This window comes from Cryobacterium sp. Y29, assembly GCF_002929825.1.
Taxonomy (GTDB): domain Bacteria; phylum Actinomycetota; class Actinomycetes; order Actinomycetales; family Microbacteriaceae; genus Cryobacterium.
This window is the reverse complement of record NZ_PJJN01000034.1, coordinates 160148-186436: the sequence shown is the minus strand read 5'-3', so window position 1 is coordinate 186436 and position 26289 is coordinate 160148. Positions and strand designations below refer to the sequence as shown.

Sequence of the window (26289 nt, the reverse complement as noted above, 5' to 3'; positions counted from 1 at the left end):
CGAATCATCGGCCCAATTTGGCACACCGATGCCCGATCCCGATCTGCTCACGGCACTGCGACTCGTGTTGAACGACGGAGCGAGCGACTTGCATATTTCTGGCGGTGCACCGCCAAGCATGCGCGTTGACGGTTTCCTGCGGCCGATTCCCGGGTGGGATCGTTGGTCGCCCGAGAAGGTCGCCTCCGCTCTTAGGAGCATTCTCTCGCCCGAGCAGCGGAAAGAATTCGATCAGGAACTCGAGCTCGACTTCGCCCACACGGTGGGGAGCACCCGCTTTCGGGTCAACTTCTACCAGCAGCGCAACACGGTCGGCGGCGCCTTTCGTCTCATTCCGAATGAGATCAAATCGTTGGCCGAGCTGGGCATTCCGGAATCTGTTGCACGGTTTGCGCACCTCCCGCGAGGTCTCGTGCTGGTCACCGGTCCCACCGGTTCCGGCAAGACCACGACCCTGGCCGCAATGGTTGACCTGGTGAATCGCACCCGAGACGACCACATCGTGACGGTGGAGGACCCGATCGAGTTCATTCACGAGGGCAAGAAAGCGATGATCAGCCAGCGTGAGGTCGGGCGGGATACGCACAGCTTCGCATCCGCTCTGAAGCACGTACTGCGCCAGGACCCCAACGTTATATTGATCGGCGAGCTGCGTGACCTCGAGACGATCTCGGTCGCTTTAACCGCCGCTGAGACCGGCCACCTCGTTTTATCCACCCTGCATACCCAGGATGCCGCCCAGACCATCGACCGCATGATCGACGTTTTTCCGCCGCACCAGCAGGCGCAAGTGCGCGCGCAGTTAGCGGCCACCCTGCGCGGAGTGGTCTGCCAGACGCTCGTGCGCAAGATCGGCGGCGGACGCGTGGTCGCGACTGAAATTCTGGTGACCACGGCAGCCATCGCAAACCTCGTGAGAGAAGGCAAGACGCACCAGATAGCTTCGGCGCTGCAGTCGGGTCGATCGCTTGGCATGCACACCATGGACCAGCATCTGGCCGAACTCGTCGACGCCGGCCAGATCACCCGCGAGGCCGCCGAGGAAAAGGCAATGGACGTCGAGGTGCTCAAGCAGCTCGTGCACCGGGTTGATCCGACAGACGCCCCGGTGGGCGGCCTGAGCACTGGCGAAATTGACTTCAATGATTCGTTTTCGCCCGGGAGGCGTTAGATGTCCACCGGAACCTCTTTCAGCTACACCAGTCGGGACTCCCGCGACCGCGTGGTCAAAGGCCGTATGGACGCGGCCTCGGAGCGGGCGGCGCTTTCACAACTGCGCACCATGGGACTCTCGCCCATTACAATCGCGCCGGCCCGCAAACTCACGAGGCTTAACACAGATCTGAGCATTCCGGGGTTTCAGAAGCCCATCGGTCTGACCGACCTCGCCGTGATGAGCCGTCAGATGGCAACCATGACCCAGGCGGGGCTGTCGCTTTTGCGCACACTGAATATTCTCTCGGGGCAGACCGAGAATAAGCAGCTCGCCCAGGTGCTGGCAGTCATTCGCGGCGACGTCGAGACCGGCGTGTCGCTCTCAGACGCCTTCGATAAGCACGACGTGGTGTTTCCCCCGATTATGGTCAACCTGGTGCGCGCGGGGGAGATCGGTGGTTTTCTCGGAGACGCCCTCAACTCCATCGCCGAGAACTTCGAGTCAGAGGTGAAGCTGCGCGACACGATCAAGAGCGCGCTCGCCTACCCGGTAATCGTGCTGGTCATGGCGCTTCTCGCCGTGGTGGGGATGCTCATCTTTATCGTTCCCGTTTTCGAGAAGATGTTCAAGGGCCTCGGCGGCGACCTGCCCCCGGCCACTCGAGTGCTCGTCGTGCTCTCCAACGGCATGATCTGGGTGGCCCCGGTACTACTCATTGCCGTCATTGTTTTCGCGGTGTGGTGGCGCAAGAACAAGCACAGCTTGGCCGTGCGCCGCGTGGTTGACCCGTTCAAGCTCAAGCTGCCCGTGTTCGGCCTACTGCTCACCAAGCTTGCCATTGCACGGTTCAGCCGCAACTTCGCGACCATGATCGGCGCCGGCGTGCCGATACTGCACTCGCTCAAGATCGTCGGCGAGACCTCGGGTAACTATGTCATCGAGTCGGCCCTCGGCAAGGTGCAGGAATCGGTGAGCCAGGGCCGCTCCATCGCAACACCGCTCGCCCTCGAGCCGATTTTTCCGGCCATGGTCACACAGATGATCGCCGTGGGAGAGGATGCCGGTGCGCTCGAGCAAATGCTCACCAAGGTCGCCGATTTCTACGACCAGGAAGTTCAGTCGACCACCGAGCAGCTCACCGCGCTCATCGAGCCACTCATGATTGCCGTCATTGGCGTGATCATCGGGGGCATGGTCGTGGCGCTCTACCTGCCCATGTTCAGCGTTTTCGACTACGTCAAATAGCCGCCAGGAGTCACAACCCCCGTTTAGGCTGCACTCCCACTGGGGGTAGTCGGCCCGCCGAAAAAACAACGGTTCACCGTGGAGGCCAACCTAGGCTTGAAAACGGGCAAGCCACTGCATTGCTACCTGCTGAACAACGCAAAGGACACACATGAACCGCTTCTTCACAACAGCCCTGGTCAATAAGCGCACGGCCATCGGCGAGAAGGAGAAGGGCTTCACGCTCATTGAGCTTCTTGTGGTGGTACTTATTCTCGGTGTGCTCGCCGCGATCGCCATCCCGATCTACCTGGGCCAGCAGGACAAGGCCAAGGACAGCGCTGTGGCAGCCGCCATCACCAACGCGAAGACGGCCGTTGTCGCGGAACTGGTTGAAGGAACCGAGCTCTCCACCCTTGAAACCGGCTTTCCGAGTGGCCTCACCGCGTACACCGCGAGCGCAGAAATTTCAGTCGCCATGGAGGTAACTTCTTCGACGACTTTCATCATTACCGGTACCTGGGGTCCGATTGCCGACCTCGATCACGATCATTACATCACCGAAAAGGGCGCTGCGGTAGAAGGTCCGGTGCCTGCCGCCGCGTCGCCCGCCGTTCCGGAGTAACACTGCCTCACCGTCTTTTCACCGGGGGCGTCCCAGACGCCCCCGGTGGTCGAAAATCGCCCGTAGTGAAAGGGAACTAGTGCGAGTCGGACACCTCTCCGTGACTAATTCTCGACCCGGCGAGGCAGGCTTCGGCATGATCGAGATTGTCGTGTCGATGCTGCTGCTCTCCCTGCTCGCCATCGCCTTTCTGCCGATGCTCGTCACGTCGTTGCGAGTCTCGGTCTCCAACACCACCCTCGCCTCGGCCACCCAGCTCGTCGCCACTCAGATGGAGAACATCCGTTCCATCGGCACGACCTGCGCGCCGCTCCGCTCGCATGCTGCCACGCCGCCGGCCGCCTTCGACCCCGACGGCCGTGCCCTGCAGCCCAGCTTCGATCCGATCACCTGCCCGCTCACCTACCCGGCAACAGTACCGGTGCACGTCTTCGTGACTGAGGTGTCGACCAGTGAAATTCTGGCCGAAGCGACCACGAGTATTTTCGTGAACGGCTAGGCCACGGCATGTTTGCGAGAGCACGTCACCACCAGCATGATGTCGCGTCGGGCACCGGGTCGAACCAGCGGCGACAGCGCGGTGAAGGCGGTTACAGCCTCGTTGAACTGCTCATCTATTCGAGCCTGCTCGTGATCATTCTGACCATCGTGGGCGGCATGCTGCTCAACACCCTGACGTCTAAAGCCAAGGTGCTGGAGAGCGCAGACGCAAATGCCGTCAGTCAGCTGATCTCCACGTCGGTACACTCCGGTGTGCGCAATGCCACGGCGCTTCAGGTCACCGACAGCGCGAATCCCGATATCGATGACCAGCTCTTTGTGATCACAGCCGTCAGCAGCGATCCGGCAGCCCTGGCGACCGCGCGGGTCTGCCAGGCCTGGTTCTACACCGAGTCCAACGGCGGCGCCATGTTCTACCGGCGCGCAGCGCCTCCACAAACCTTCGTTGCCCCCACGCCGGACGCCCTCGCCAATGACATGACCGGCTGGACCTTGATGGGTAGCGGCCTGTCTGCCGCCTTCGCCCAACCCGTCTTCAACCCTGATGTCACTCCCGACCACCGGGCCGTCACCGTCAACTTCACAATCAACGCCGGTGGTGACAGCAGCCCGGCGCTGATGTCGACCAAAGTCACGAGCCGCCAGGGCGCGGCACCGTCCACGGAGCCCACATGTTTCTAATTGGCAAGACCTCTTCTCTCCGGGCTGGCGAACGCGGAAGCAGCATGCTCGCCGTAATCGGCCTCATGGCCGTAGCAGCAGTGGCCACCATCGCCATTGCTGGTTCCACCATGAACTCTCTCGGTGTGAGCAGCGCGACCCGCGCCGGAGTGCAGGCGCAATCGGCGGCGGAAGCGGGCATCGACGATGCCCTTCTCAAGTTGACCAACAACACCTGCACGGTGGCGAACTGGAGCACCAGCAGCCCGGCTTCGGCGGTGTTGGTCTCGTACTCCACCAGTGCGACCTCTGACATCTGGTTCAGCGCGTGCCCGTCACCGGCGGCGGTCCGGGTTAAAGTTCTAGCGACCGGCGAAGCTGTCGATGTCGGTGTTGGGGGCAATACCACGGGCGACACGCGCACGGTCGAAGCGATCTACGCCTACGTGCCGGCTGACACCGACACTGCCGGCGCAGGCTCCGCCCTCTACTCCCACAATTTCGGAACCTTCGCGGGCTCAAGCCAGTTGAACTCCGTCGACGGGTCTGAGCCTGTGGTGCAGGTGCGCCATGGCAACGTTTCCTGTGACAGCACCCACAGGGCTGATACCAGCATTCTCAACGCCGATCTAGTGATCGCGGACGGAGGGCTCGAAGTCGGGGCGACCTGCACGATCGTCGGTGACGTCTGGGCCACCGAACCTGTCGCCCTGCACGATTTAGCTCAGGTGCGCGGCAACATCGTGGCGCCGAGCGCAGAGTCCATCGACGACACCATCATCCACGGCAGCATCTGGACCACGGGGGCGACGGTGCTGGAATCTTCTGCGTGGATCAAAGGTTCGGTCACGGCCGGTTCGCTGAGCATGATCAACAGCGCAAAAATCGACCACGACGCCTGGTCCGCCGGCGAGACGACCATCGGCCACAGTACGAACGTGATCACCGGTCACCTGACGACTCAGTCCCTCGCCAACAGGGGGCCCGGCGTCATCACCGGCGGCACGACAGTGGTTGCGGTCGGTCCCGGAGCGGGTTCAGCACCGGCTCCGGCGCCATTTGTGCCCGACTGGGTCGATGTCAACTATGACCTGACAGATTGGCCCGGGTTTCAGGTGGCGACGATGAACCATGGCTGTAGGCTCGCAGACATACAGACAGTCGCAAACTTATTCACGGGTCCGGGAATCATCGACGCCCGCGAGTGCCCTCAAGGCGTTTTCCTGAAGGAGAATAACGTGACCTTGAGCTTGCCCCAAGACCTGGCGATTTTTGCGGATCGATTCGAAATCGGCCTCGACGCGCAGATCGATGCGTCGGGAGCCACGCCTCGCAAACTATGGCTGATCTCGCCCGATGAGACGGCCGACGGATCGCCCACGTGCCGGAATCCCAGCGACTACTCGGACATTACCCATGTTTTCATCGTGCAGGCTCCCGTGACGGCCATGCTCTACACGCCGTGCTCGATTGACCTCGGTTTTTCGGCGCAGTGGCGCGGCCAGCTCTACGGTGGCACCGTCGGCATAGCTGGAACAGCGACGCTGCACTACGCACCAGTGGGTATCCCCGGAGTCGACCTGTCCACGGGAATAACACCGAGCGCGGGCGAATCGATTGCACACCTCGGCGCACGCGTTTCGATTCGAGACCTGAATGGATAGCACTATCGCGGGGGTATTCGGCATCCTGGGAGCCCTCATCGGCTCTTTTTTGAACGTGGTGATCTACCGCATACCGGCCGGCCGCTCCATCGTCTCCCCGCCGAGTTCGTGCAGCAGCTGCGGCGCGCGCATTCGATCGTACGACAACATTCCGGTTGTGAGCTGGCTCGTGCTGCGCGGTAAATGTCGCGACTGCCAGGCGCCGATTTCGCCTCGTTACCCGATGGTGGAACTTGGCACCGGGGTCTTCTTCGCGGTCGTCGCCCTCTGGGTGTTCTCGACCGCTGATTTTGGCTGGGCGAGTGTCACTGCCAACGACAATACCCTCGCGATTCAGCTCATCGTGCTCGTGGCGTTCCTCTACCTGGCGGCGATCAGCGTTGCCCTGGCCATGATCGACCTCGACACTCATACCCTGCCGAACAAGATTCTGCTGCCGGCCTATCCAGTCGCCGCAGTGTTGCTCACTGCGGCCGCCCTCGTGGCCGGCGAACCGGGTCGGGTACTGACCGCCCTCATTGGGGCGGCGGCATTGTTCGGTCTATACCTGGCCTTGGCACTGATCAGTCCCGGCGGCATGGGGCTCGGTGACGTCAAACTTGCCGGGCTGCTCGGCTTATACCTCGGCTATCTGGGGTGGGGGCCCCTGATCGTGGGGGCATTCGGTGCCTTTCTGCTCGGCGGCGCGTTCGGGCTTCTTCTGCTGGCCACCCGCAAGGCCAAGCGCCGCAGTAGCATCCCATTCGGCCCGTGGATGCTCCTGGCGGCCTGGCTCGGCGTCTTTTTCGGTGACCAGATAGCGATCGGCTACCTCACGCTCTACGGCCTCGCGTAATTGGCAATTGTCACGGCCAGGCCCACTTCTCGACCACCGCTTACAGATCAAATTCTTACTGGGGGAAACAAATGACTACTCGTGTGGTCGGACTCGACATCGGCACCACCGCCGTGCGCGCCGTAGAGATGCGGGATGCCGAAACGGATCATCCCGTGCTCGTGCGCTGCTATGAGGAGCCGCTGCCCTTTGGCGCGGTCAGTCGCGGTGAGGTACTCGAACCGGCTGTCGTCGCCGCGGCGCTGAAACGGATGTGGTCGACCGGCGGTTTCACGACCAAGGACGTCGTGCTCGGTATGGGTTACCACCGCATGGTCGTGCGCAACCTGACCGTGCCCAAGATGTCGCTGCGCCGCATTCGTGAGTCGCTGCCATTTCAGGTGCAGGACCTGCTGTCGTTTCCCACCGCGGAGGCATTACTCGACTTCTACCCTATTGCCGAGGTCGACAGCGAGGGCGAGTCTGGCCCGCAAATTTCCGGGCTGCTGATCGCAGCCATGAAAGGAGTCGTGCAGTCGCATATCAAGGCCGCCAGGCTGGCCGGGCTGCACACCGTCACCGTTGACATCATGTCATTCGCTCGCAGTCGTGCCATCAACCGTGCGGTGACCGCCCCCGAGGTGATTGTGCAGATTGATATCGGTGGCGGTTCGTCGAGCGTACTGGTTTCTTCGAATGCCGTGCCGCAGTTCGTGCGCGTGATTCCTTCCGGCGGCAATGAGTTCACCAAGGCGCTGCGCGTGCGCCTCGGCCTTGACGAAGAGGCGGCAGAGTTGCTCAAAATGCGGCTGGGCCTACTGGATGAGGTTGCACCAGAAGATGAAATAGCCGCCACCATCATTCGGGAGATCACCTCGGAACTGCTGGAAAGCCTGCGCAACACCATTGCTTACTTCACGAACAGTCGTCCGGAACTACCCATCGGCCGCATCGTGCTCACGGGCGGGGGCGCTCGACTCGCAGGCTTTGGTGCCGCGCTCAGCGAGCTGACCCGTTTTCCGGTGGTTCCGGCGCAACCGTACGGCGCACTCGAACTCGGTCCCGATGTCAGCCAGGAATATCTCAAAAACTCCCAGTGCACGTTCGTTGCTGCGCTCGGCCTCGCTCTCGGGAGTAAAGCATGAAACGCACATCGGATGGCCGCGAGCTGATCCTCGGCGGAGAGCCACGCGCAGACCTGCTGCCCCCCGATCTCAAGGCCGCCCGCCAGGGCCGGCTGCTCCGCCGAATTATGGCGATCGTTGCGGCCGGCATCGTGCTGGTCGTTATTGCCGCCGTCGCAGCCGTGTCTCTCGAGGCGGGGCGGGCACAGTCCCGGCTCGACGCATCCGAGGCCCGCACCACTGAATTGCTGCTGGAATCTGCAAAATATTCGGAGGTGCGCACTGTGCAGAATCAAATCGACCTGACAACGGCGGCGCGGCAGCTGGCTGCTGCCACCGAGGTCGATTGGCGTGCTTACCTGGGGGCCGTGCGAGCAAGTCTGCCCTCTGATGTCACCATCCAGGCGATTACCGTCGGATCCGGCACGCCGTGGGCGGAATACGAGCAGAGCAGCGTTCCCCTGTACAACCCGCGTGTTGCCAGCCTGACGCTGAGCCTAACCAGTCCGACATTGCCCGCTGTTCCCATGTGGTTGACGAACCTGCGCACGCTTCCCGGCTATGCGGATGCCCACCCCGGTTCGGTGACCCGCACGGAAACCGGCCAGTACGTCGTTGAACTGGTCATCAATATCAATAAAGATGCGCGATCAAATCGCATCGCTGGGGGACAGTGACGCTATGACGCGCAACAGACTATTCGGTGCCGTGCTGATCTTGATCATTGGCACGGCGGTGGTTCTCGGCGGGATGCTGGGGATCGCGCCAAAATTGGAAGAGATTCAGGCCACAACGGCGCAGCGTGAGGTCATTCTGGCGCAATATGCAGAGCACGAGGCCGATCTGATCGTTCTGAAACAGGACTTTGCCGGAATCGCGGAACTTCGCACCTACCTCGCTACCCTGCAGAGCGGGGTACCGATAGATGCCGGCATTCCCGATTTTCTGGATGAGCTGGAAATCATTGCCCGCCAGAACAATGTGACACTGGATTCGCTGGTTATCAGCGATGCTGTTGCCTTTCAGCCCGCCGCCGAACCGGCAATCGACGGTGGCGCTGTGGCGGCGCCAGGCACAGGCGTGGATTCCGCAGCCGTCGCATCCGCTGTTCCCGCCACATCGTCGGTACTCACCCCGGAAAACTATCTGGCTATAACCGTTGCATTGACGATCGCCGGTGCTCACAGCAATCTCTTCGACTTCGTGGCCGGCCTTCAGCACGGCCAGCGCAGCATCGCGATTTCCACGGTGGCGACCGATGCCGGTGCGGGAGAGATCGTGAACGATATGACCATCCTCGGCACGATCTACGTTCTGCTGGATCCAGATGGTGTGCTGCTCGAGCGCTAATCGGCACACCCCCAGATCGCGGGCTACCGCCGCGAAACGAGCTTCAATAACGTTGCGCGTGGCGTAGACCTCCTGCGAACAAGACTTACCCTGACTCCATTCTGGCGAGGCCTGCAACGACTATTCGTCGCACCCTGGGCGAGAGTGGTCGCGTACCCGAACGGCCCTGCCTGTTCGCGGCAATCAGTACCCGACACGCTTGCTCCGAGAAGGAATCGCTCATGAACGACCCGAAAACCTCCCTAGCGCCACACGACACCCGCATGCCCGGCGAGCTGGCGGGCTTCACCCCGGTATCGGCCAGCGCCGCAGTGAGCGCCACCCACCACGACGAAATTCGTGTGTTGCCCACCAAGCGTCGTCGCACGCGCGTGGCACTCCGTAGCGGTCCCGGCGACTGGATTCCGCGCGGTGTCGACCCGGCGGTACCCGATGTGCTCGGCGCACCCGACGTCGACCTGATCGAGGCCCTTCATGAGGTGGTGCTGCGGCAGGCGTCCGACCTGCACGTATGTGTCGCCGCTCCGCCGAGCATTCGCCGCGACGGCGATCTCGGCCCGGTGGGCGCCGGTCCGGCCTGGTCGAGCCTGAAAGCAGACCGGGCCATCCGCAGTATTCTCACGCAAGCCCAGCAGGTCATCTTCGATCGAGACCATGAACTCGATTTCGCCTACACGCTGGAGGATGCCGCGGTCACCGGTGGGTCCAGTCGGTTTCGGGTCAACGTGCACCAGCAGCGCGGCGCGGTTGGTGCGGTCTTTCGGCTCATTCCGCAGGAGATCAAAGACCTCAAAGCCCTGGGCATCCCGCAATCGGTGTCGGCATTCGCCGGGCTGCCTCGCGGGCTGGTGCTCGTGGCCGGGCCAACCGGCTCGGGAAAATCCACAACGCTGGCAGCCCTCGTCGACCTCGTGAACCGCACCAGGGCCGACCATATCGTCACCGTCGAAGACCCGATCGAGTTTTTGCACGCTCACAAGAAGTCCCTGGTGACCCAACGCGAGGTGGGACACGACACGGCGAGTTTCGCATCCGCTTTGAAGCACGTGCTGCGGCAGGACCCCGACGTGATTCTCGTTGGTGAGCTGCGCGACCTCGAGACGATCCAGGTAGCGCTGACCGCCGCCGAGACCGGTCACCTCGTGTTCGCGACGCTGCACACGCAGAGCGCGGCGCAAACGATTGACCGAATCATCGACGTCTTTCCGCCGCACCAGCAGAACCAGGTGCGGGCGCAGCTCGCCCAGACCCTGCAGGGCGTGGTCTGCCAGACCCTCGTGAAGTGGGCGGACGGGGCCGGCCGGGTCGCGGCGACCGAGGTTCTCGTCACCGCCCCGGCCATCGCCAACCTCATTCGCGAGGGCAAAACGCACCAGATCGAGTCGATGATGCAGACCGGTCGGGAACGCGGCATGCACACCATGGACCAGCACCTCGCCGAACTGGTCAACACGGGGCAGATCACCCGCACGGCCGCGCTGGCCGAGGCCCACGATATTGCCGGGCTCGAACTGCTCATTCACCGCACCGAACCGGTGGCCGGGGCTTTTGCCTTCGCGACGGTCGGCGCCGGGTACGACCCCGGCCACGACGCCGACAACAACGTCGGGTTCTCCCGCGCGGTGCTTTAGGCAGCGTCATCCGCTGCTGCGGTAAAGTCACTCGTACGGCAGGATGCGCACTGGAGCGAGACCGGCTGCGCCGCCGGTTGTGCCCCCGGTACCCCCAAAATGGGAGTATGCGTTCGGGCTTAAATGCGCAAAACTCCGTAGAGTGACCCCTGATTCTCTGCTCGTGATCCTGGCGGGCGCGCTTGGTTTGGCGCTGGGCGTGCCATTAGCCCTTCTGGCCGAGCGAATGCTCCAAAGCCCTCGCCGATTGGGGTGGAGAACTCGTGCGACGGCCGGGGTTTCGGCCGCGGCGTTGTTCGTGTTCCTGACCGGCCAGTTTGGCTTCAGCCCCCAGTTGGCGCCATTTCTGATCTTTGCGACAGCATCCGTGGTGCTCTGCATTGTCGACCTGGTCGAGAAGCGACTGCCTAACGTGATTGTGCTCCCTACCACCGCAGTGGTCCTGGTCTCGCTTGCGCTGGCCGCAGTGGTCGACGACCACTTGGAGGCGCTATTCGGCGCGCTGCTCGGTGGCACGGTATTCTTCAGCGTCTACCTCGTGCTGGTGCTTGTGTCGCCCAACGGCATAGGCATGGGCGACGTGAAACTTTCCGTCATGATCGGTCTCGCACTCGGCTATCTTGGCTGGAGCACCGTGCTCCTCGGCCTGTTCGCAGGCTTTCTGGTCGGCGGCATCATTTCTTTGCTCGCTTTGGCCGTGCGAAAGGTAACCCTGGGGAGTTCCATTCCGTTCGGCCCGTCCATGCTGCTGGGTGCGTTCATCGCAATTCTGCTCCCGACCTGGCTCTAAGCACGGTAGACCGGTCGCGCCTACGAGAAAGCTTCGACCATGCTGAGCACGGCGGGTGTGAGCAGCACGATGAACAACACCGGCAGGATGCAGAAAATCAGCGGAAACAGCACCTTGACCGGGATCTTCATCGCCTTCTCCTCGGCCCGCTGGCGACGGCGTACCCGCATTTCCGCCGCTTGCACCCGGAGCACGTCGGCGATGGCGATGCCGTAGGTATCGGCCTGGATGACGGAGCGTGTGAACCGGCGCAGGTCCGGTGACGAGGTGCGGCCACTCAGAGCTTGGTAGGCGTCTTTGCGTGCGCGGCCAATGCTCATGTCCTGCAGAGTACGAATGAATTCCTCGGCGAGCGGCCCCTTGCCGTTCGTCGCGGCCTTGGCCATGGCCGCCTCGAAGCCGAGGCCCGCCTCCACTGAAATCGTCATCTGGTCGAGGGTGTCAGCGAGAGCGAGCTGAATCTTTTCCTGCCGCTCTTGCCCCCGACTTTGAATGAGCAGGTCGGGCACGAAAAAACACAGCACGGTGAGTGCACCGCCGAGCCCGAACCGCAGCATGACCGGGTCGCCGCTGATCCACCACAGCGCGAGGAGCGCGCCGCCCGCAGCTAAGACCAGTTTTGCAATGAGGATCTTGTCGATCGTCCACCCGGGCGGGCGCCCGGCGAGCGCGAGTCGATGATCGAGCATGCCGAGATACCCCTTGGGGGCGGCGTCGCGCACGCCCGTGATGAACGAACCGCCGGTGAAGAGCGAACCCGAGGGCGCGCCGGTGCCTGCGGTGACTTCGCGCGGCCCGCGACCACCGACCAGGATGCCGACGAGAGCTCCGAGCCCGCCGGCAACGGCCAGAGCGGCGAGGATGGCAATGAGTGAGGGCATGGGATTCTCCTAGAACTTCACTTTGACAACGACCATCATCCACAGCGAACCGATCCCAAGCAGGATGGCTGCGACGACGAGGGCGGCGATTCCCCAGATGCTGCTGAAGAAACCGCCGAAATAGCTCGGCTGGGTCAACAACAGAAACGTGAAGACGCCGATGGGCAGCAGGATCAGCACCCAGGCACTCATCTTGCCTTCCGCGGCCAACGCTTTCACCTGCCGCCGAATTTCGTTACGTTCGCGGATGGTGTGGCTCACCTGGTCGAGCACCTGGGACAAGTTGCCGCCCACTTCACGGTTGATCGCGATCGCCTGGGCAACCCATTGAAAGTCGTCGCTGCGCATCCGCATTGCGGTGTTGTCGAGGGCGTCTCCCAGATCGCGCCCGATCCGGGTTTCGTTCACGACTCGGGCGAGCTCATCGGACGTCGGTGACTCCGTCTCGTGCGAAGAGGCGTCGACGGCGCGGAGCAGGCTGTGGCCAGCGCGAAGCGAACCGGCGAGAAGGGTGAGCGATTCGTCGAGCTGTTCGGCGAATTTGGCTCGCCTGCGCCCGGCCCGCAGGCTGATCAGCACCTTGGCACCGATCGGGGCGAGCGCAGCGAACGTGACCATGAGCGGCACGACCCAAGCCGACCCGGTACCGAGAATCAGCCCGAGCAGCGACAGAACGATGGCGGCAGAGATGACCATGAGTACGAAGCCTGACGGTTGCATCCGGATGCCCGCCTGCTCCAGTTCCGCCTCGCTGAACGGAGCCCGGCCGCCCCGGCGGAGCGCGCCATCGATCACTTCGACCGTGCGGTCGGTCATCTTGGTCAGGGTCGACGTCTCGATCGCTCCGGGCGCGCGGCGGCGTTCCAAGGGCACGCGTGGCGCGGACGGCGCGATCACCAGGAACACGAGAACTAGGAGGGCGATCAGTCCGGCCCCAACCCCGACGTAGAGAATGACCTCGTTCATCGCTGTGCTCGTGTCGTCAGTTCAGCCTGGAACACGCCCGGCGAGAGTTCGATGCCCAGATCGCGAAACTTGTCGGCAAACCGTGGTCGTACCCCGGTGGCGACTGCGCGGCCGATGAGATGTCCGTTGGCGTCGGTGCCGGCACCGTGGTCGAAGATGAAGGCATCCTGCAGGGTGACGATCTCGCCCTCCATGCCCTGCACCTCGGTGACGTGGGTGATGCGGCGAGTGCCGTCCTTGAGTCGACTGATCTGCACGATCACGTCGATTGCCGAGGTGATCTGCTCGCGAATGGCGCGCAGCGGCAGGTCCATCCCGGCCATGAGCACGAGGGTTTCCAGCCTCGCGATCGCGTCGCGCGGTGAGTTGGCGTGAACCGTCGAGATGGAACCGTCGTGGCCGGTGTTCATGGCCTGCAGCATGTCGAGGCTTTCGCCGCCGCGGCACTCACCGATCACGATCCGATCCGGGCGCATGCGCAGGGAGTTGCGCACCAGGTCGCGGATGGTGATTTCACCTTTACCCTCGATGTTCGCGGGGCGTGATTCGAGACGGATGACGTGTTCCTGTTGCAGCTGCAGCTCCACGGCGTCTTCGATCGTGATGATGCGCTCGTCGGACGGAATGTACCCGGATAGCACGTTGAGCAGGGTCGTCTTGCCGGTTCCGGTTCCCCCGGAGACGATGATGTTGAGCTTCGCTTTTACGCAGGCATCGAGCAACTCCGCCATGTCCGGGCTCAGTGTGCCGAATCCGATCAAGTCTTTGACCGTGAGCGGTTCGCGAGAGAACTTACGAATAGTCAGTGAGGAACCATCGACCGCAAGTGGCGGAATGATCGCGTTCACTCGCGAGCCGTCGGCGAGGCGCGCATCCACCAGCGGTGACGATTCGTCGATGCGCCGACCGACCTTGGAGACGATCCGCTCGATCACGCGACGCAACTGCGCTTCACTCGTGAAGCGGGAGAGGCTGAGGCTGAGGCGCCCGTTTCTTTCGACGAAAATTTGGTCGTGGCCGTTGACCATGATCTCGGATACGGCTTCATCAGCGAGCAAGACGTCGAGCGGACCGTAGCCGAGCACGTCGGCATCGATCTCGGCGATGAGTCGGTCGCGCTCCTCGTCGCTGAGCGGTACCTGCTCGGCCGAAACGATGTTGCCCAGCTCGGCTCTTGCGTAGGCATGCAGCTGCTCTTCGCTCAGGCTGGGGTCGTTCAGGCGCGACCCGATGCGTTCGAACAGCTCCTGAGCAGCGCGTTCCTTGATATCGGCGAGTGGATCAACAGGGGGTTGTGAAGCGGCTATCGGTGCGGGGGATGGCACGGGCGCAGCTGTCACCGATGATGCAGGGGGCAGGGAAGAAGCGTTCGCCAAAGCCGCCGGGACAGCGTTTGATTTCACCAGGGCTGGTGCCGGAGCTTTTTTGTCAAAGCGGTGGTGGGGGCCTTTTTCTCGCACCGCGTCCACTCGTTCGGTCAGTTTCATGCCACAACCACCCTTCGGTGTAGGCGGCCGTGTTTACGCGCCGCCGTCGGGTCGAATCGGCGCACCAATGCGGTGAGCGCCTTTGATGCGGAGTTTCTCGAGCCGTCTGCCAAGATGGGCACGCCTCGGTTCGTCGACAGTGCCACCAGTTTGGACCGCCGAATGGCGATATCTACCGGTACGCCGATCGTCGCCTCGATATCGCGCACGGACAGGCCGCTGGAGCGGTCGCCCAGGTTCAGTACTACATGGCGAGTCGGCGGCACAATGCCGATACCGGCCAGCGCGGCCAGCTCCTTGCGGAGTCCCCGTGCACTCGGCACGGACATGTCGCAGACGACCACGGCATCGGTGGCCAACTCCAGGGCGGCCAGGGCGTGGTCACCGAGACCGGGCGCCGTGTCGATCACGACGAACCGGAACACTTCAGAGAGTTGCCTGATCAGATGGCTGAGCTGCTCGCCGGTCACCCGGTCGCCGTCGACCGGGGTGTCCGCACCACAGACGGTGTAGAAACCGCTCTCGTGCGGGGTGAGGTACGTCTTGAGCACCATCGTGTCGAGCTGTGCGGCGTCAGTGACCGCGTCGGGCAGGGTGTGCGCCGGCGTGAGCGACAGCGCAGTGGCGACGTCGCCGAACTGCACGTCGGCGTCGACGAGAACCACCGAGAGGGGGGCTAGCGCGGCCAGCCCGACGGCAAGGTTCGTGGCGACTGTGGTCTTGCCGACGCCACCCTTCGCCGACACGACGGCGATGACCTGGCAGCGGATGCCGGCGGCCGCTGCGACCGTCTCGATGGCCGGCGGAACAAGGGTGGAACCGTCGGGATCCCCGGCCGAAGTTGGGAAGGCGTCCGATTCCAACTCAGGCTCGAACCCGAGCCAGACTTCTGGTACTTCTTCCGCATCTGGCCGGTGGGGATCCAGCACGCTGTCGGGTTCAGCCCGGGAGTACCGCGCACGGGTCGGTGTGAGTAGGGCCACCTGCTCGTCGCGGGGGCTCAGGACCGCGTGAATGGTCAGGTCGGAGACCCACTGGTCGGTTCCCGCCTGGTCTTTACGCACGATCACGATGCCCACCCCGGGGTAGAGGGTGGCGAGTCCGGTCGAGAGTACGCCTGTTTGCCCGTGGGAGAGAGCTGACCCGAGCAGAGCCACGTCGGGTCGGTCTGCCGCGTGCAGTCGACCGAGCACGGCCGAAGGTCCGAAGGCCAGAAACTGTCCCTTGACCAGGCTGAGGGCGGCCCCGAAGAGAATGTGCAGGCGGGTCTCGAATCCATGGCTGTTGCCGATCAGCAGTAGGCGGCTCATTCGAAGACCGCGTTGCCGTCGACGATGCGCGAGCCGGTCTCGTCGGCTTCCTCGGTCTCCAGGGTGAGCCACACCGAGCCAAACGTCTGGCCCCAGACGAGTTTTTCAATGTCGAGCGTGGTGCGGGCGAGGGTGACCATGACCGAGCTGACCGGCTCGGACGCCGCATCCGCTCCTTCCTCACCCTTCGCAGGCGACGTCTTGGTTCCCGCCTGTACGGAGGTCACGAGCACCTTGTGAAAGACCTGCTTGCTCACCGGCTGCTCCTCGGTGCCGCCGGCGGGCTTCATCGACGCAGTGATGACCACGCCGACGGTGTCGCCGGCCTTGATCGTGCCGCCGACGACATTCTCGACGGGCAGGGCGATGGTGACAGACTGCATGCCGTCAGGAACTTTGACGTCGCCGCGCGCGGCGAGCTCGGCCGAGTTCACCCAGCGGGAGGTGAGGAGCTGCTCGCCGGGCTGGAGGGTGGTATCCGCCACCCGGCCAGCGAGGGCGCTCAGCTTAGTGACGCGACCGGGCACCGCGGCAACCGCGGGCATCTTCTTCTCAGCGATGAGCTCGCCAATCGCCTCCGCGGCGGTGCCGGCGGGGATCTCTTCGGTCACGACATAGACGGATACCATCTCGGCGCCGTTGGTGGCACGGGCGTCTGCGCTTCGCACATAACCGGTGAGCACGACGGTGCCCACTACGGCCAGCACGATCGCGAGGATTGCTCCAATGAGGCGGGTTTTCATGGCATCTCCCTTGGTTCAGGTGGAATTATAAGTCTGACGACGTCGGCGTTGAGGTCGGGTCCGTCGAGTTCGAAGGCGCTGTCCACGGACACCCAGTCTTTGAAGTAACCCTGGATGAATCGAGAGTTGCCACCACTGCAGCCACACCCCGGGTAGTTATCGACGTTCACGAGTGGCATGCGGTTTCCACCGGCGAATTTCCACCCGGTGACTTTGAAAGAGGCGAAGGCGTAAATGTGGAAGACCCCGTTGGCGCCGGGCTCGGTGGAAGAATCAAAAATGGGAATGAGGATCGTTCGGCCCTCGAGGTCGGCCAGAGTCTCCTCACAGTCAACAGGCTGGCTGTTACCGGGCCGGCTCGGCACCACGTCGGCGTCGAGGTCCACCAGCACCTCGCACTGGCCTGGTATCTGGTCGAGCCAGCCGAACCCGCCCGGGATTTCAGCGCCATCCCGCGTGCACGGATGGTTTTCGTCGTAACGAATCGTGATCTTGTCCTCGTCGTTGAGCGCGCCGAACAGCAGAAACTCACAGTACGAGAGTGCGAGCGGCAGAACTGCCGGGCCGTCGCCGGGATGGCCCCACTCCGCGGTGGCGGTGGCGTCCACGGTCGTCGAGTCGGTTCCAATGAGCGAGGCGAACGGATGCTGGATGGCATCCTCCCCGGTGTCGGTGCGGGTCGAGTCAATCACGGTGACGGTTTGGGCATCCAGGTCGATGATTGGCGGGTCAACGTTGGCGGCGCGATCATTGGCGTTTGCTTTGGTGAAGCGGGCGGCCAGGGCGGCCAGGGCGGCCAGGGCGGAAGGGGTGTCGCAGCCTTCATCAGCGCAATCTCGGGCGATCGCGATGGCCGCGGCGTCCGCCCCGTTTTGCAGTTGGGCACGTTCGGCGTAGAGGGCGCCGACGTCGAGTGCAATGGCCAGGAAGCCGATAAGCGGCACCAGCAGAATGCCGAGGAAGACGGCGCTCGCGCCGCGTTCCGAGCGATGTAGGGAATTTAACCACCGCACAGCATGACCCCCGTCCCGGTCAGTGGGATCGTCTCCCCGAAAAATCCGGTGAGGAGGTCGACGTCGTAGTTGATGGTCATGGTCACGGTTTTGATGGTGTCGGTGCAGTTGTTCACCGTGATGTCGCCCTCAGCAACCGATGGATTGACCGACGGCGCGGCGGCAGTGGCCGCGGACCTAGCTAGCCCCAAGTTGTTTTCGATCGCCATCACCCGGGCACCCTCTCGGGCCGCATTGCTTAGGGAGATCTGCACGTTGAAGACGCGGCTGAACTCGACGAGTCCGAGCACGAGAAGGAGGAGAACGGGGAGGATCAGCGCGAACTCAACGGCTGCTGCTCCGCGTTCGCCCGGTTTGCTACGTTTGAATGTCATGCGGTGCCCCTTCGGGTGGGCAGTTGGTGTAAGCGACGGTGGCTTCCGGAGCGGAAGCCACCGTCGCTGCACGAGTAGAGTCGGCCGAGTGGCCGGCCCGTTTTGCGGACTTATGGGACGGGCGTCACGACGAGGTTGTTGGAAACCTCTGCGAAGATGTTGTTGAGGTTGGTGCCGATCAGGGTAACGGCGGCAATGACGGCGACGGCAATGAGCGAGACCATCAGGCCGTACTCCACAGCGGTGGCGCCTTCTTCGTCGCTGCGCATGCTGTTCATGAGGGCCTGGATTTTGGTATAGAACTTCACGGGTTTTCCATTCTGTGTGGAGCTGACCTAGGTAGTCGCTCGGCGAATGACAACGTATGGGTACCCGTGGCGCCATGCATTACCCAGTATGGGGGGGCGACAATATTCGGTCACCGTCCCCACATTTGGGGTGATCTAGTGAGTTCGGGCGCGAATTCAATGGCGCGGCATCTGTTTGGGGCGGTTCCCATTCCGCCTTCGCGGGGCCGACTACTCCGGTGGAGGCATCGGCGGGATAATAGGGCCGCCGCGCCGAGTCTCCGTAGCATTTGCCGTGCCCTTGGTACAGTAGGAGTCAATCACGGCGAAGGCCACGAGGAGTTCAGCATGAGCGACAATACGCCAACCGACGGCAAGAAGAACCCGGAAACGGATGCTGCCGCAGCGCCTGATCTGACCGTGTCAGAGCAGGGCCCCACCGACCAGGACGGTGCCCCCGAGCACGCCGCGGTGGTGGTCGAAGCGGAGTCGGCCTCGGCCTCGGCGGAATCTTCGGTTGCGCAGGAACCCGAGCAGGAACCCACCGTCATCGACTATGACGCCATCAACGCCAACCTGAGTGCGGCCGAGCGCGCCGACGCGGTGACCGCTTCGGCCGCAGCCCGCAACCTGGCACCCATGTCGACGGCCACTCCGGTCGCATCGACAGATGCCGCCGCACCGAGCCTCACCGACGACTACGCCGACTCCTATACGCCCGCCGCCGCGGAGTCCCCGATCGACGCCACCCCGATCGACTACGCCGTGGTCGATGCTCCACTCGACGCGCCGGTCGCGATCGCGCCGTCGTACACGCCCCCGGCCCAGTCGCCGATCTACGTGCAGGCGCCGACCAAGCCGAAAAACCGCAGCAACCGCGGCGGCGGCATTCTGATCGCCCTTCTCGCTACCGTCGTGTTCGCCCTGTTGTACGCCGTCGCGACATTCATCATTATCGGGATGACCAGCACGACCATGGCCGTGACGTTGAGCAGCTTCATGCTCTTCGCCTCCTTGCCGATCTCGTACGTACCGGTTTTGTTCTTCTTCCTCGCTTTCACCGGGCTGATCTCCCTGATCAATCGGGGCGGCTGGTGGGCCTATGTGCTCTTCGGCTTTGTCGTTGCCGTGATCGTGTACTTCTCGTTCATCGGTGCCGCGCTCCTCGGCCTCATGCTCGACGGCACGTCCGACGGGCTCAGCCAGGCCGACGTCAGCCGGTTCGTTGCGTCACTGTGGCTGAACCCCTACGCCATCACTGCCGCGATCATCGCCCGCGAGGTGCCAATCTGGGCCGGAGCCTGGATCGCCCGCCGCGGACGCCGCGTCACCGCCAAGAACCGCGAGGCCCGCACCGAATACGAGCGCCTCCTCGCCGACGGCCCGCACTCCACCCGCCCCTAACCCGAGTCCCGCGCCCCCTCGTGCGGACGGGGCCCGGGCCCGAAACCCGGGCCCATGATCTAACCTGGGCCCGGGGACGGGGCCTAGGCCCCGTCCCCGAACGCGGTGGCGGCGCCCTGCACCCGGGCTTACGCTGGAGCCATGCGGGAATACCGAAAGTACGCGATCACCATGGCGGCTTTTTCGGCCGCGCTTTACGCCGCGTTCATCGTGGCAGCGTTCGGCGTACTGAGCCTGCTGCTCAATCGCGATGTCATCAACGAAGCGGATGCCGGCGCCCTCCTCGGCCCCATCATGGTCACCACGGCGGTCCTTGCTCTGATCTGGGTCATCCTCAGTGCCGTGTTGCGGTCCCCAGAGCGACTGACGCAGATTCCCCCGCTGCCGATCTTTATCTCGGGCGTCGCGGCCTATCTCGGCTACTGCATCGCGGGGGGGGTCGTCTACAGCCTCGGCGCCGGCGAACTCTTTCGCTCGGTCACCTTCATCGGCGCAGAGATGACGAGCCCGTTCGCCATCGCCATCGCCGTGAGCGGATGGCTCATTGCCTTTCTGTTCTTTCTCGTACTCCTCGCTAAGCCTGCAGGGTCCGGCGCCCCCAAGTGGCCCTGGGAAGAAAACGACAATAACTAGCCCGCGACGACGACGCAATGTTGGCATCTCGCGTCTGAACCGTTACGGGTACCCTATTCAGTATGGATAGGTCCATCGAGTCGCGTGTCAACCACGAGGTTGAGAACTGGCTGCGTTGGATCACCCGGTGGCACCCCGCGACACACCGCGGCCGGGCGCGCCTCTGCCGTCAGTGCTTCGGATCGCCGATCATCGCCTCCGCCGGACTCGCGGTCGACGTACCCCACGTCGTGCAGCACGCCCTATCGATGCGGATGAAGATCGTGATCGACGCCTCCGTTGACGAATACACCGAACTCAACCTGCCCCGGCTCGCGCACGAGCTCAACCTGAGTGAGCGCCGAGAATCGGCCCAGGCCTACCGGCCTGCCGAGGGCCTGGACCCGGAATTTCGCGGCCTGGACCTCGACCCGCAACCGGCAGCGGATGTCCCCTATCTCTTCACCTTCAGCGAGCTCGCCGACCAGCAGCTCCCCGCCGGGCAATCACCGCCCCCACCTGTCGCCGAATCCGACAGCGCCGAGCACGAGCACGAGCACGAGCACAGTGTCCCCGCGCCCTCCGACCCCCTTCCACCGCTCAGCCCCGCAGAAAAACAAGCGCTCAAAGCCGAGATGCAGCTTGCCGACGAGTTCGCGACCCAGGTAGGCCTGCGGGTCTGTGCCCAACTCACCCAGCAGCGGCCACGCCTGCTCACCGCGATCGCGCAATTCGTCGAGCCCCAGGTGCAGGCCCTGCTCGTCGACCTCGGGAGCACGCTTGATTCTCCGCTTTGGCCGCGCAATCCCTAGCCGAGCCGCAGCATCCGCTTTCTCAACGGCCGGGCCCACCTTATGAACATGGGCCCAGTTTATAAACTGGGCCCGTGGACGGGGCCCGGGCCCCGTCCACGTAAGCGATACGGAAATGGGCGCCAGAGGGGATCGAGACGGGGCGCAACCCATTTGACCGGCGTGGCTGCGCCGGGCTAGAATTACAGGGTGTGCGCTTGTCGTGCGCCTGAATTATGCCCTCACGATGTTCGCATCGAGGAAGCACCAGGTCGGGGCAAGATTCCACACATGCAGGGTTCGCTCTTCGAGCAAGCCCCCACGGCATACCCACCAAAACACGCGCGAGCAATCGTGCGCGTTCAAGCGGGTCCAGATGAACTCGACCAATTCGAAAGAAGAAGTCGAATGCTAACCATCACAAAGCTGTCACCGTGCAGCAAAAACAAGGAGTAATTAGTGCCCACCATTCAGCAGTTGGTCAGGAAGGGCCGTAGCCCCAAGGTCACCAAGACCAAGGCTCCCGCCCTGAAATCCAACCCGCAGCAGCGCGGCGTTTGCACGCGCGTGTACACGACCACCCCGAAGAAGCCGAACTCGGCTCTTCGCAAGGTCGCCCGTGTCAAGCTTTCCAACGGCACCGAGGTCACCGCCTACATTCCCGGCGAGGGCCACAACCTGCAGGAGCACTCCATGGTGCTCGTGCGCGGAGGCCGTGTTAAGGACCTCCCCGGTGTGCGTTACAAAATCATTCGCGGCGCGCTGGACACCCAGGCCGTCAAGAACCGTAAGCAGGCTCGTAGCCGTTACGGCGCAAAGATGGAGAAGAAGTAATGCCCCGTAAAGGACCCGCTCCCAAGCGCCCTGTCATTGCCGACCCGGTTTACGGTGCACCCATCGTCAGCCAGCTCGTCAACAAGATCCTTCTCGATGGCAAAAAGGGCCTCGCCGAGCGCATCGTTTACGATGCCCTCGCCGGTGTCTCCGCCAAGAACGAGCTGGATGCCGTTGTCACGCTGAAGAAGGCACTCGACAACGTTCGTCCGACCCTCGAGGTGCGTTCGCGCCGCGTCGGTGGTTCCACGTACCAGGTTCCGGTTGAGGTCAAGCCGCACCGCGCCAACACACTGGCCCTTCGTTGGTTGACCAGCTACGCCAAGGCGCGTCGCGAGAAGACCATGACCGAGCGCCTCACCAACGAGATCCTCGACGCGAGCAACGGCCTCGGTGCCGCTGTCAAGCGTCGTGAAGACACTCACAAAATGGCTGAAGCGAACAAGGCCTTCGCTCACTACCGCTGGTAGTTCGGCTCTCGAGCATTCCTGATCATCGGTTCAGGCGCGTTCCGGCTTGCGTCGGCACGCGCCTGCCCGCTGAAAAAGCGGATGCTCACGGCCTCGTTCCGCATTCCCACCCCTACCCGCTGGAGGACCCCCGTGGCACTTGACGTGCTCACCGACCTGAGTAAGGTCCGCAACATCGGCATCATGGCTCACATTGATGCTGGCAAGACCACCACAACTGAGCGCATCCTGTTCTACACGGGTGTCAACCACAAGATCGGCGAGACCCACGACGGCGCCTCGACGATGGACTGGATGGCGCAGGAGCAGGAACGTGGCATCACGATCACCTCCGCTGCGACGACGTGTTTCTGGGACAACAACCAGATCAACATCATCGACACCCCCGGACACGTGGACTTCACCGTGGAGGTGGAGCGTTCGCTCCGCGTTCTCGACGGTGCCGTTGCCGTGTTCGACGGCAAGGAGGGCGTTGAGCCCCAGTCCGAAACCGTGTGGCGTCAGGCCGACAAGTACGACGTGCCGCGCATCTGCTTCGTCAACAAGATGGACAAGCTCGGCGCCGACTTCTACTTCACGGTCGACACCATCATCAAGCGCCTCGGCGCGAAGCCGCTGGTCATCCAGCTGCCGATCGGTGCAGAGTCTGAGTTCGAGGGTGTCGTTGACCTCGTTCAGATGCGTGCGCTGACCTGGCGTGGCGACTCCAAGGGTGACGTGGAGATGGGCTCGAAGTACGCCATCGAAGAGATCCCCGCCGACCTCGTGGAGAAGGCCGCCGAGTATCGCAAGCTTCTGCTCGAGACCGTCGCCGAAACCGACGACGACCTCATGGAGCGTTACTTCGCCGGCGAAGAGCCGACGGTTGCCGAGATCAAGGGCGCCATCCGCAAGCTCACCATCAACAGTGAGATCTACCCGGTTCTCTGCGGTTCTGCGTTCAAGAACCGCGGCGTTCAGCCGATGCTCGACGCTGTCGTTGACTACCTCCCCACCCCGCTCGACGTGGCCGCCATTGAGGCGCACGACGTTCGCGATGAGGAGAAGGTCATCATGCGTCACCCGGATGCCGAGGAGCCGTTCACGGCTCTCGCATTCAAGGTTGCGGTGCACCCGTTCTTCGGTCGCCTCACCTACGTGCGCGTGTACTCGGGCCGTCTCGACTCCGGAGCCCAGGTCATCAACTCGACCAAGGGCAAGAAGGAGCGCATCGGCAAGATCTTCCAGATGCACGCCAACAAGGAGAACCCGGTCGGTTTCGTTACCGCCGGTCACATCTACGCGGTCATCGGCCTCAAGGACACCACCACGGGCGATACCCTGTGCGACCCGAACCAGCAGGTCGTACTCGAGTCCATGACCTTCCCTGACCCGGTCATCGAGGTCGCTATCGAGCCCAAGACCAAGCAGGACCAGGAAAAGCTGGGCCTTGCTATTCAGAAGCTCGCTGAAGAAGACCCCACCTTCCGTACCGAACAGAACCAGGAAACTGGCCAGACGGTAATCAAGGGAATGGGTGAACTTCACCTGGATATCCTCGTCGACCGCATGAAGCGTGAATTCAACGTTGAGGCGAACGTCGGCAAGCCCCAGGTGGCGTACCGCGAGACGATCCGCAAGTCCGTTGAGCGTCACGACTACACGCACAAGAAGCAGACCGGTGGATCCGGCCAGTTCGCGAAGATTCAGATCGCGATCGAGCCGATGGAAATCACTGCTGAGAAGTCGTACGAGTTTCTCAACAAGGTCACTGGTGGCCGCATCCCGCGTGAGTACATCCCCTCGGTGGATGCTGGAATTCAGGATGCGCTCCGCGTAGGCATCCTGGCCGGCTACCCGATGGTGGGCGTTCGAGCCAGCCTGCTTGACGGCGCTGCGCACGACGTTGACTCCTCGGAGATGGCCTTCAAGATTGCCGGCTCGATGGGCTTCAAGGAAGCCGTTCGTAAGGCGAACCCCGTTCTGCTCGAGCCGCTGATGGCCGTCGAGGTTCGTACCCCTGAGGAATACATGGGTGACGTAATCGGAGACCTCAACTCGCGTCGTGGGCAGATCCAGACCATGGAGGATGCGCAGGGCGTGAAGGTAATTCGCGCTCACGTTCCACTGTCGGAGATGTTCGGATACATCGGTGACCTGCGGTCGAAGACCTCAGGCCGTGCGGTGTACTCGATGACGTTCGAGAGCTATGCGGAGGTCCCGAAGGCAGTTGCCGACGAGATCATCAACAAGAACAAGGGCGAATAGCCCTAAGGTGGCCTTCGGGCCTAAATCGCTTAGGCCACCTGGCCCGAGTAATATAAGTAGACACATCCAGCGCATACCGGCCGTTCATAACGGCGGCCGTGAATTTGCACGCGAGTCCTGAGGAGGACCCACAGTGGCCAAGGCCAAGTTCGAGCGGACAAAGCCGCACGTAAACATCGGAACGATCGGTCACGTTGACCACGGAAAGACCACGCTGACTGCAGCGATCTCCAAGGTTCTTGCCGATAAGTTCCCGTCCAAAATCAACGTTCAGCGCGACTTCGCGTCGATTGACTCGGCTCCGGAAGAACGCCAGCGCGGCATCACGATCAACATTTCACATGTTGAGTACGAGACCGACATTCGCCACTACGCGCACGTCGATGCTCCGGGCCACGCTGACTACATCAAGAACATGATCACCGGTGCAGCTCAGATGGACGGCGCGATCCTCGTGGTCGCCGCTACTGACGGCCCGATGGCTCAGACCCGTGAGCACGTTCTTCTTGCCAAGCAGGTCGGCGTTCCGACCCTGCTCGTCGCGCTGAACAAGGCTGACATGGTTGATGACGAAGAGATCATGGAGCTCGTTGAGCTCGAAGTTCGTGAGCTTCTTTCCAGCCAGGGCTTCGACGGGGACAACGCTCCCGTCGTTCCGGTCTCCGCACTCAAGGCGCTCGAGGGCGACCCGAAGTGGACCGACAACATCCTCACGCTGATGAAGGCTGTTGACGAATTCATTCCGGACCCGATCCGCGACAAGGACAAGCCGTTCTTGATGCCCATCGAGGACGTCTTCACGATCACCGGTCGTGGCACCGTTGTTACGGGCCGCGCCGAGCGTGGAACCCTCAAGATCAACTCCGAGATCGAGATCGTCGGCATCCGCCCGACGCAGAAGACCACGGTTACCGGTATTGAGATGTTCCACAAGCAGCTCGACGAGGCTTGGGCCGGCGAGAACTGTGGACTTCTTCTTCGTGGCACCAAGCGCGAAGATGTCGAGCGCGGCCAGGTCGTCGTCAAGCCGGGTTCGGTTACGCCGCACACCGACTTCGAGGGCACCGCGTATATCCTCAGCAAGAACGAGGGTGGCCGTCACAACCCGTTCTACGCGAACTACCGCCCGCAGTTCTACTTCCGCACCACGGACGTCACCGGCGTCATCACGCTGCCTGAGGGCACCGAGATGGTCATGCCTGGCGACACCACCGACCTGACTGTCGCGCTGATTCAGCCGATCGCCATGGAAGAGGGCCTCGGCTTCGCTATCCGTGAAGGTGGCCGCACCGTCGGCGCCGGCACGGTGACCAAGATCATCAAGTAGTCAC

Annotated in this window: 27 protein-coding genes; 19 read left to right on the top strand and 8 right to left on the bottom strand. The window is 62.9% G+C overall.

The genetic code is table 11. From position 1 onward, the window contains the following. Positions 1-28: 28 nt before the first annotated feature. The 12 genes from CXY74_RS11195 to CXY74_RS11140 all read left to right on the top strand — a co-directional run bounded on the left by CXY74_RS11195 (position 29) and on the right by CXY74_RS11140 (position 11539). Positions 29-1171 carry a type IV pilus twitching motility protein PilT gene (locus CXY74_RS11195; RefSeq protein WP_104200485.1) on the top strand — a complete coding sequence of 381 codons (1143 nt, stop codon included), beginning with the start codon at positions 29-31 and terminating at the stop codon, positions 1169-1171. Continuing rightward, the gene (locus CXY74_RS11190; protein ID WP_104200484.1) at positions 1172-2401 is read left to right on the top strand and encodes a type II secretion system F family protein; all 1230 of its coding nucleotides are present in this window, start codon (positions 1172-1174) and stop codon (positions 2399-2401) included. 151 nt (positions 2402-2552) lie between these two features. Next, positions 2553-3005, top strand: coding sequence for a prepilin-type N-terminal cleavage/methylation domain-containing protein (locus CXY74_RS18300; RefSeq protein ID WP_104200483.1), 453 nt, complete (start codon positions 2553-2555; stop codon positions 3003-3005). A 100-nt stretch (positions 3006-3105) separates the two neighbouring features. Then, the gene (locus CXY74_RS11180) at positions 3106-3504 is read left to right on the top strand and encodes a hypothetical protein (protein WP_146070121.1); all 399 of its coding nucleotides are present in this window, start codon (positions 3106-3108) and stop codon (positions 3502-3504) included. A gap of 8 nt (positions 3505-3512) precedes the next feature. Then, positions 3513-4187 (top strand): hypothetical protein, encoded by a 675-nt coding sequence (locus CXY74_RS11175; RefSeq protein WP_104200481.1) that lies wholly within the window; start codon positions 3513-3515, stop codon positions 4185-4187. Continuing rightward, positions 4178-5830, top strand: a complete 1653-nt coding sequence (locus tag CXY74_RS11170) for a polymer-forming cytoskeletal protein (RefSeq protein ID WP_146070120.1) — start codon at positions 4178-4180, stop codon at positions 5828-5830. Before CXY74_RS11175 ends, CXY74_RS11170 begins: the two co-directional genes overlap by 10 nt. Further along, positions 5823-6665 (top strand): A24 family peptidase, encoded by an 843-nt coding sequence (locus tag CXY74_RS11165; protein ID WP_104200479.1) that lies wholly within the window; start codon positions 5823-5825, stop codon positions 6663-6665. The genes CXY74_RS11170 and CXY74_RS11165 overlap by 8 nt, the downstream gene beginning before the upstream one ends. A 71-nt stretch (positions 6666-6736) precedes the next feature. Then, positions 6737-7789 (top strand): type IV pilus assembly protein PilM, encoded by a 1053-nt coding sequence (gene pilM / locus CXY74_RS11160; protein WP_104200478.1) that lies wholly within the window; start codon positions 6737-6739, stop codon positions 7787-7789. Then, on the top strand, positions 7786-8445 hold the full coding sequence (locus CXY74_RS11155) for a hypothetical protein (protein ID WP_104200477.1): 660 nt from the start codon (positions 7786-7788) through the stop codon (positions 8443-8445). Before pilM ends, CXY74_RS11155 begins: the two co-directional genes overlap by 4 nt. A gap of 4 nt (positions 8446-8449) precedes the next feature. Next, positions 8450-9118 (top strand): hypothetical protein, encoded by a 669-nt coding sequence (locus CXY74_RS11150; RefSeq protein ID WP_104200476.1) that lies wholly within the window; start codon positions 8450-8452, stop codon positions 9116-9118. A 221-nt stretch (positions 9119-9339) separates the two neighbouring features. After that, positions 9340-10749 carry a type IV pilus twitching motility protein PilT gene (locus tag CXY74_RS11145; RefSeq protein ID WP_304481666.1) on the top strand — a complete coding sequence of 470 codons (1410 nt, stop codon included), beginning with the start codon at positions 9340-9342 and terminating at the stop codon, positions 10747-10749. Positions 10750-10891: 142 nt separating this feature from the next. Continuing rightward, positions 10892-11539, top strand: a complete 648-nt coding sequence (locus CXY74_RS11140; protein WP_158252351.1) for an A24 family peptidase — start codon at positions 10892-10894, stop codon at positions 11537-11539. Positions 11540-11559: 20 nt separating this feature from the next. On the opposite strand, the gene CXY74_RS11135 is transcribed toward CXY74_RS11140, so the two are convergent. The 8 genes from CXY74_RS11135 to CXY74_RS11100 all read right to left on the bottom strand — a co-directional run bounded on the left by CXY74_RS11135 (position 11560) and on the right by CXY74_RS11100 (position 18621). Then, entirely contained in the window at positions 11560-12420 is an 861-nt protein-coding gene (locus CXY74_RS11135; RefSeq protein ID WP_104200474.1) for a type II secretion system F family protein, read from the bottom strand. A 9-nt stretch (positions 12421-12429) separates the two neighbouring features. Beyond that, on the bottom strand, positions 12430-13386 hold the full coding sequence (locus CXY74_RS11130) for a type II secretion system F family protein (RefSeq protein WP_104200473.1): 957 nt from the start codon (positions 13384-13386) through the stop codon (positions 12430-12432). Next, on the bottom strand, positions 13383-14873 hold the full coding sequence (locus tag CXY74_RS11125) for a CpaF family protein (RefSeq protein ID WP_104200472.1): 1491 nt from the start codon (positions 14871-14873) through the stop codon (positions 13383-13385). Before CXY74_RS11125 ends, CXY74_RS11130 begins: the two co-directional genes overlap by 4 nt. Further along, the gene (locus CXY74_RS11120; RefSeq protein WP_104200471.1) at positions 14870-16183 is read right to left on the bottom strand and encodes an AAA family ATPase; all 1314 of its coding nucleotides are present in this window, start codon (positions 16181-16183) and stop codon (positions 14870-14872) included. The genes CXY74_RS11125 and CXY74_RS11120 overlap by 4 nt, the downstream gene beginning before the upstream one ends. After that, positions 16180-16926: a Flp pilus assembly protein CpaB gene (gene cpaB, locus CXY74_RS11115; protein ID WP_104200470.1), complete on the bottom strand. Its 747-nt coding sequence runs from the start codon at positions 16924-16926 to the stop codon at positions 16180-16182. Before cpaB ends, CXY74_RS11120 begins: the two co-directional genes overlap by 4 nt. Next, positions 16923-17939 (bottom strand): TadE/TadG family type IV pilus assembly protein, encoded by a 1017-nt coding sequence (locus tag CXY74_RS11110; protein WP_158252350.1) that lies wholly within the window; start codon positions 17937-17939, stop codon positions 16923-16925. The genes cpaB and CXY74_RS11110 overlap by 4 nt, the downstream gene beginning before the upstream one ends. Continuing rightward, on the bottom strand, positions 17927-18313 hold the full coding sequence (locus tag CXY74_RS11105; RefSeq protein ID WP_104200468.1) for a TadE/TadG family type IV pilus assembly protein: 387 nt from the start codon (positions 18311-18313) through the stop codon (positions 17927-17929). The genes CXY74_RS11110 and CXY74_RS11105 overlap by 13 nt, the downstream gene beginning before the upstream one ends. Positions 18314-18423: 110 nt before the next feature. Continuing rightward, positions 18424-18621: a Flp family type IVb pilin gene (locus CXY74_RS11100; RefSeq protein ID WP_233193342.1), complete on the bottom strand. Its 198-nt coding sequence runs from the start codon at positions 18619-18621 to the stop codon at positions 18424-18426. Positions 18622-18948: 327 nt separating this feature from the next. Between CXY74_RS11100 and CXY74_RS11095 the strand changes: the two genes are divergently transcribed. The 7 genes from CXY74_RS11095 to tuf all read left to right on the top strand — a co-directional run bounded on the left by CXY74_RS11095 (position 18949) and on the right by tuf (position 26285). Then, positions 18949-20004, top strand: coding sequence for a hypothetical protein (locus tag CXY74_RS11095; RefSeq protein WP_104200467.1), 1056 nt, complete (start codon positions 18949-18951; stop codon positions 20002-20004). Positions 20005-20145: 141 nt separating this feature from the next. Then, entirely contained in the window at positions 20146-20637 is a 492-nt protein-coding gene (locus tag CXY74_RS11090; protein ID WP_104200466.1) for a hypothetical protein, read from the top strand. A gap of 62 nt (positions 20638-20699) precedes the next feature. Beyond that, positions 20700-21428 (top strand): spermidine/putrescine ABC transporter substrate-binding protein, encoded by a 729-nt coding sequence (locus CXY74_RS11085; RefSeq protein WP_104200465.1) that lies wholly within the window; start codon positions 20700-20702, stop codon positions 21426-21428. A gap of 438 nt (positions 21429-21866) precedes the next feature. Continuing rightward, a complete protein-coding gene (gene rpsL, locus CXY74_RS11080) occupies positions 21867-22241 on the top strand; it encodes a 30S ribosomal protein S12 (RefSeq protein WP_035834602.1) in 375 nt (124 codons plus the stop codon). Continuing rightward, the gene (gene rpsG / locus CXY74_RS11075; protein WP_092107221.1) at positions 22241-22711 is read left to right on the top strand and encodes a 30S ribosomal protein S7; all 471 of its coding nucleotides are present in this window, start codon (positions 22241-22243) and stop codon (positions 22709-22711) included. The genes rpsL and rpsG overlap by 1 nt, the downstream gene beginning before the upstream one ends. 132 nt (positions 22712-22843) lie before the next feature. Beyond that, entirely contained in the window at positions 22844-24958 is a 2115-nt protein-coding gene (fusA, locus tag CXY74_RS11070; protein WP_104200570.1) for an elongation factor G, read from the top strand. 133 nt (positions 24959-25091) lie between these two features. After that, positions 25092-26285, top strand: coding sequence for an elongation factor Tu (gene tuf, locus CXY74_RS11065; RefSeq protein WP_104200464.1), 1194 nt, complete (start codon positions 25092-25094; stop codon positions 26283-26285). Positions 26286-26289: the final 4 nt, after the last annotated feature.

What these genes read in the sequence shown, in the direction of transcription:
- CXY74_RS11195 (WP_104200485.1), top strand. Translation starts at nt 29, where the DNA reads ATGCCCGATCCCGATCTGCTCACGGCACTGCGACTCGTGTTGAACGAC.
- CXY74_RS11190 (WP_104200484.1), top strand. Translation starts at nt 1,172, where the DNA reads ATGTCCACCGGAACCTCTTTCAGCTACACCAGTCGGGACTCCCGCGAC.
- CXY74_RS18300 (WP_104200483.1), top strand. Translation starts at nt 2,553, where the DNA reads ATGAACCGCTTCTTCACAACAGCCCTGGTCAATAAGCGCACGGCCATC.
- CXY74_RS11175 (WP_104200481.1), top strand. Translation starts at nt 3,513, where the DNA reads ATGTTTGCGAGAGCACGTCACCACCAGCATGATGTCGCGTCGGGCACC.
- CXY74_RS11170 (WP_146070120.1), top strand. Translation starts at nt 4,178, where the DNA reads ATGTTTCTAATTGGCAAGACCTCTTCTCTCCGGGCTGGCGAACGCGGA.
- CXY74_RS11165 (WP_104200479.1), top strand. Translation starts at nt 5,823, where the DNA reads ATGGATAGCACTATCGCGGGGGTATTCGGCATCCTGGGAGCCCTCATC.
- pilM (WP_104200478.1), top strand. Translation starts at nt 6,737, where the DNA reads ATGACTACTCGTGTGGTCGGACTCGACATCGGCACCACCGCCGTGCGC.
- CXY74_RS11155 (WP_104200477.1), top strand. Translation starts at nt 7,786, where the DNA reads ATGAAACGCACATCGGATGGCCGCGAGCTGATCCTCGGCGGAGAGCCA.
- CXY74_RS11150 (WP_104200476.1), top strand. Translation starts at nt 8,450, where the DNA reads ATGACGCGCAACAGACTATTCGGTGCCGTGCTGATCTTGATCATTGGC.
- CXY74_RS11145 (WP_304481666.1), top strand. Translation starts at nt 9,340, where the DNA reads ATGAACGACCCGAAAACCTCCCTAGCGCCACACGACACCCGCATGCCC.
- CXY74_RS11135 (WP_104200474.1), bottom strand. Translation starts at nt 12,420, where the DNA reads ATGCCCTCACTCATTGCCATCCTCGCCGCTCTGGCCGTTGCCGGCGGG.
- CXY74_RS11130 (WP_104200473.1), bottom strand. Translation starts at nt 13,386, where the DNA reads ATGAACGAGGTCATTCTCTACGTCGGGGTTGGGGCCGGACTGATCGCC.
- CXY74_RS11125 (WP_104200472.1), bottom strand. Translation starts at nt 14,873, where the DNA reads ATGAAACTGACCGAACGAGTGGACGCGGTGCGAGAAAAAGGCCCCCAC.
- CXY74_RS11120 (WP_104200471.1), bottom strand. Translation starts at nt 16,183, where the DNA reads ATGAGCCGCCTACTGCTGATCGGCAACAGCCATGGATTCGAGACCCGC.
- cpaB (WP_104200470.1), bottom strand. Translation starts at nt 16,926, where the DNA reads ATGAAAACCCGCCTCATTGGAGCAATCCTCGCGATCGTGCTGGCCGTA.
- CXY74_RS11105 (WP_104200468.1), bottom strand. Translation starts at nt 18,313, where the DNA reads ATGACATTCAAACGTAGCAAACCGGGCGAACGCGGAGCAGCAGCCGTT.
- CXY74_RS11095 (WP_104200467.1), top strand. Translation starts at nt 18,949, where the DNA reads ATGAGCGACAATACGCCAACCGACGGCAAGAAGAACCCGGAAACGGAT.
- CXY74_RS11090 (WP_104200466.1), top strand. Translation starts at nt 20,146, where the DNA reads ATGCGGGAATACCGAAAGTACGCGATCACCATGGCGGCTTTTTCGGCC.
- CXY74_RS11085 (WP_104200465.1), top strand. Translation starts at nt 20,700, where the DNA reads ATGGATAGGTCCATCGAGTCGCGTGTCAACCACGAGGTTGAGAACTGG.
- rpsG (WP_092107221.1), top strand. Translation starts at nt 22,241, where the DNA reads ATGCCCCGTAAAGGACCCGCTCCCAAGCGCCCTGTCATTGCCGACCCG.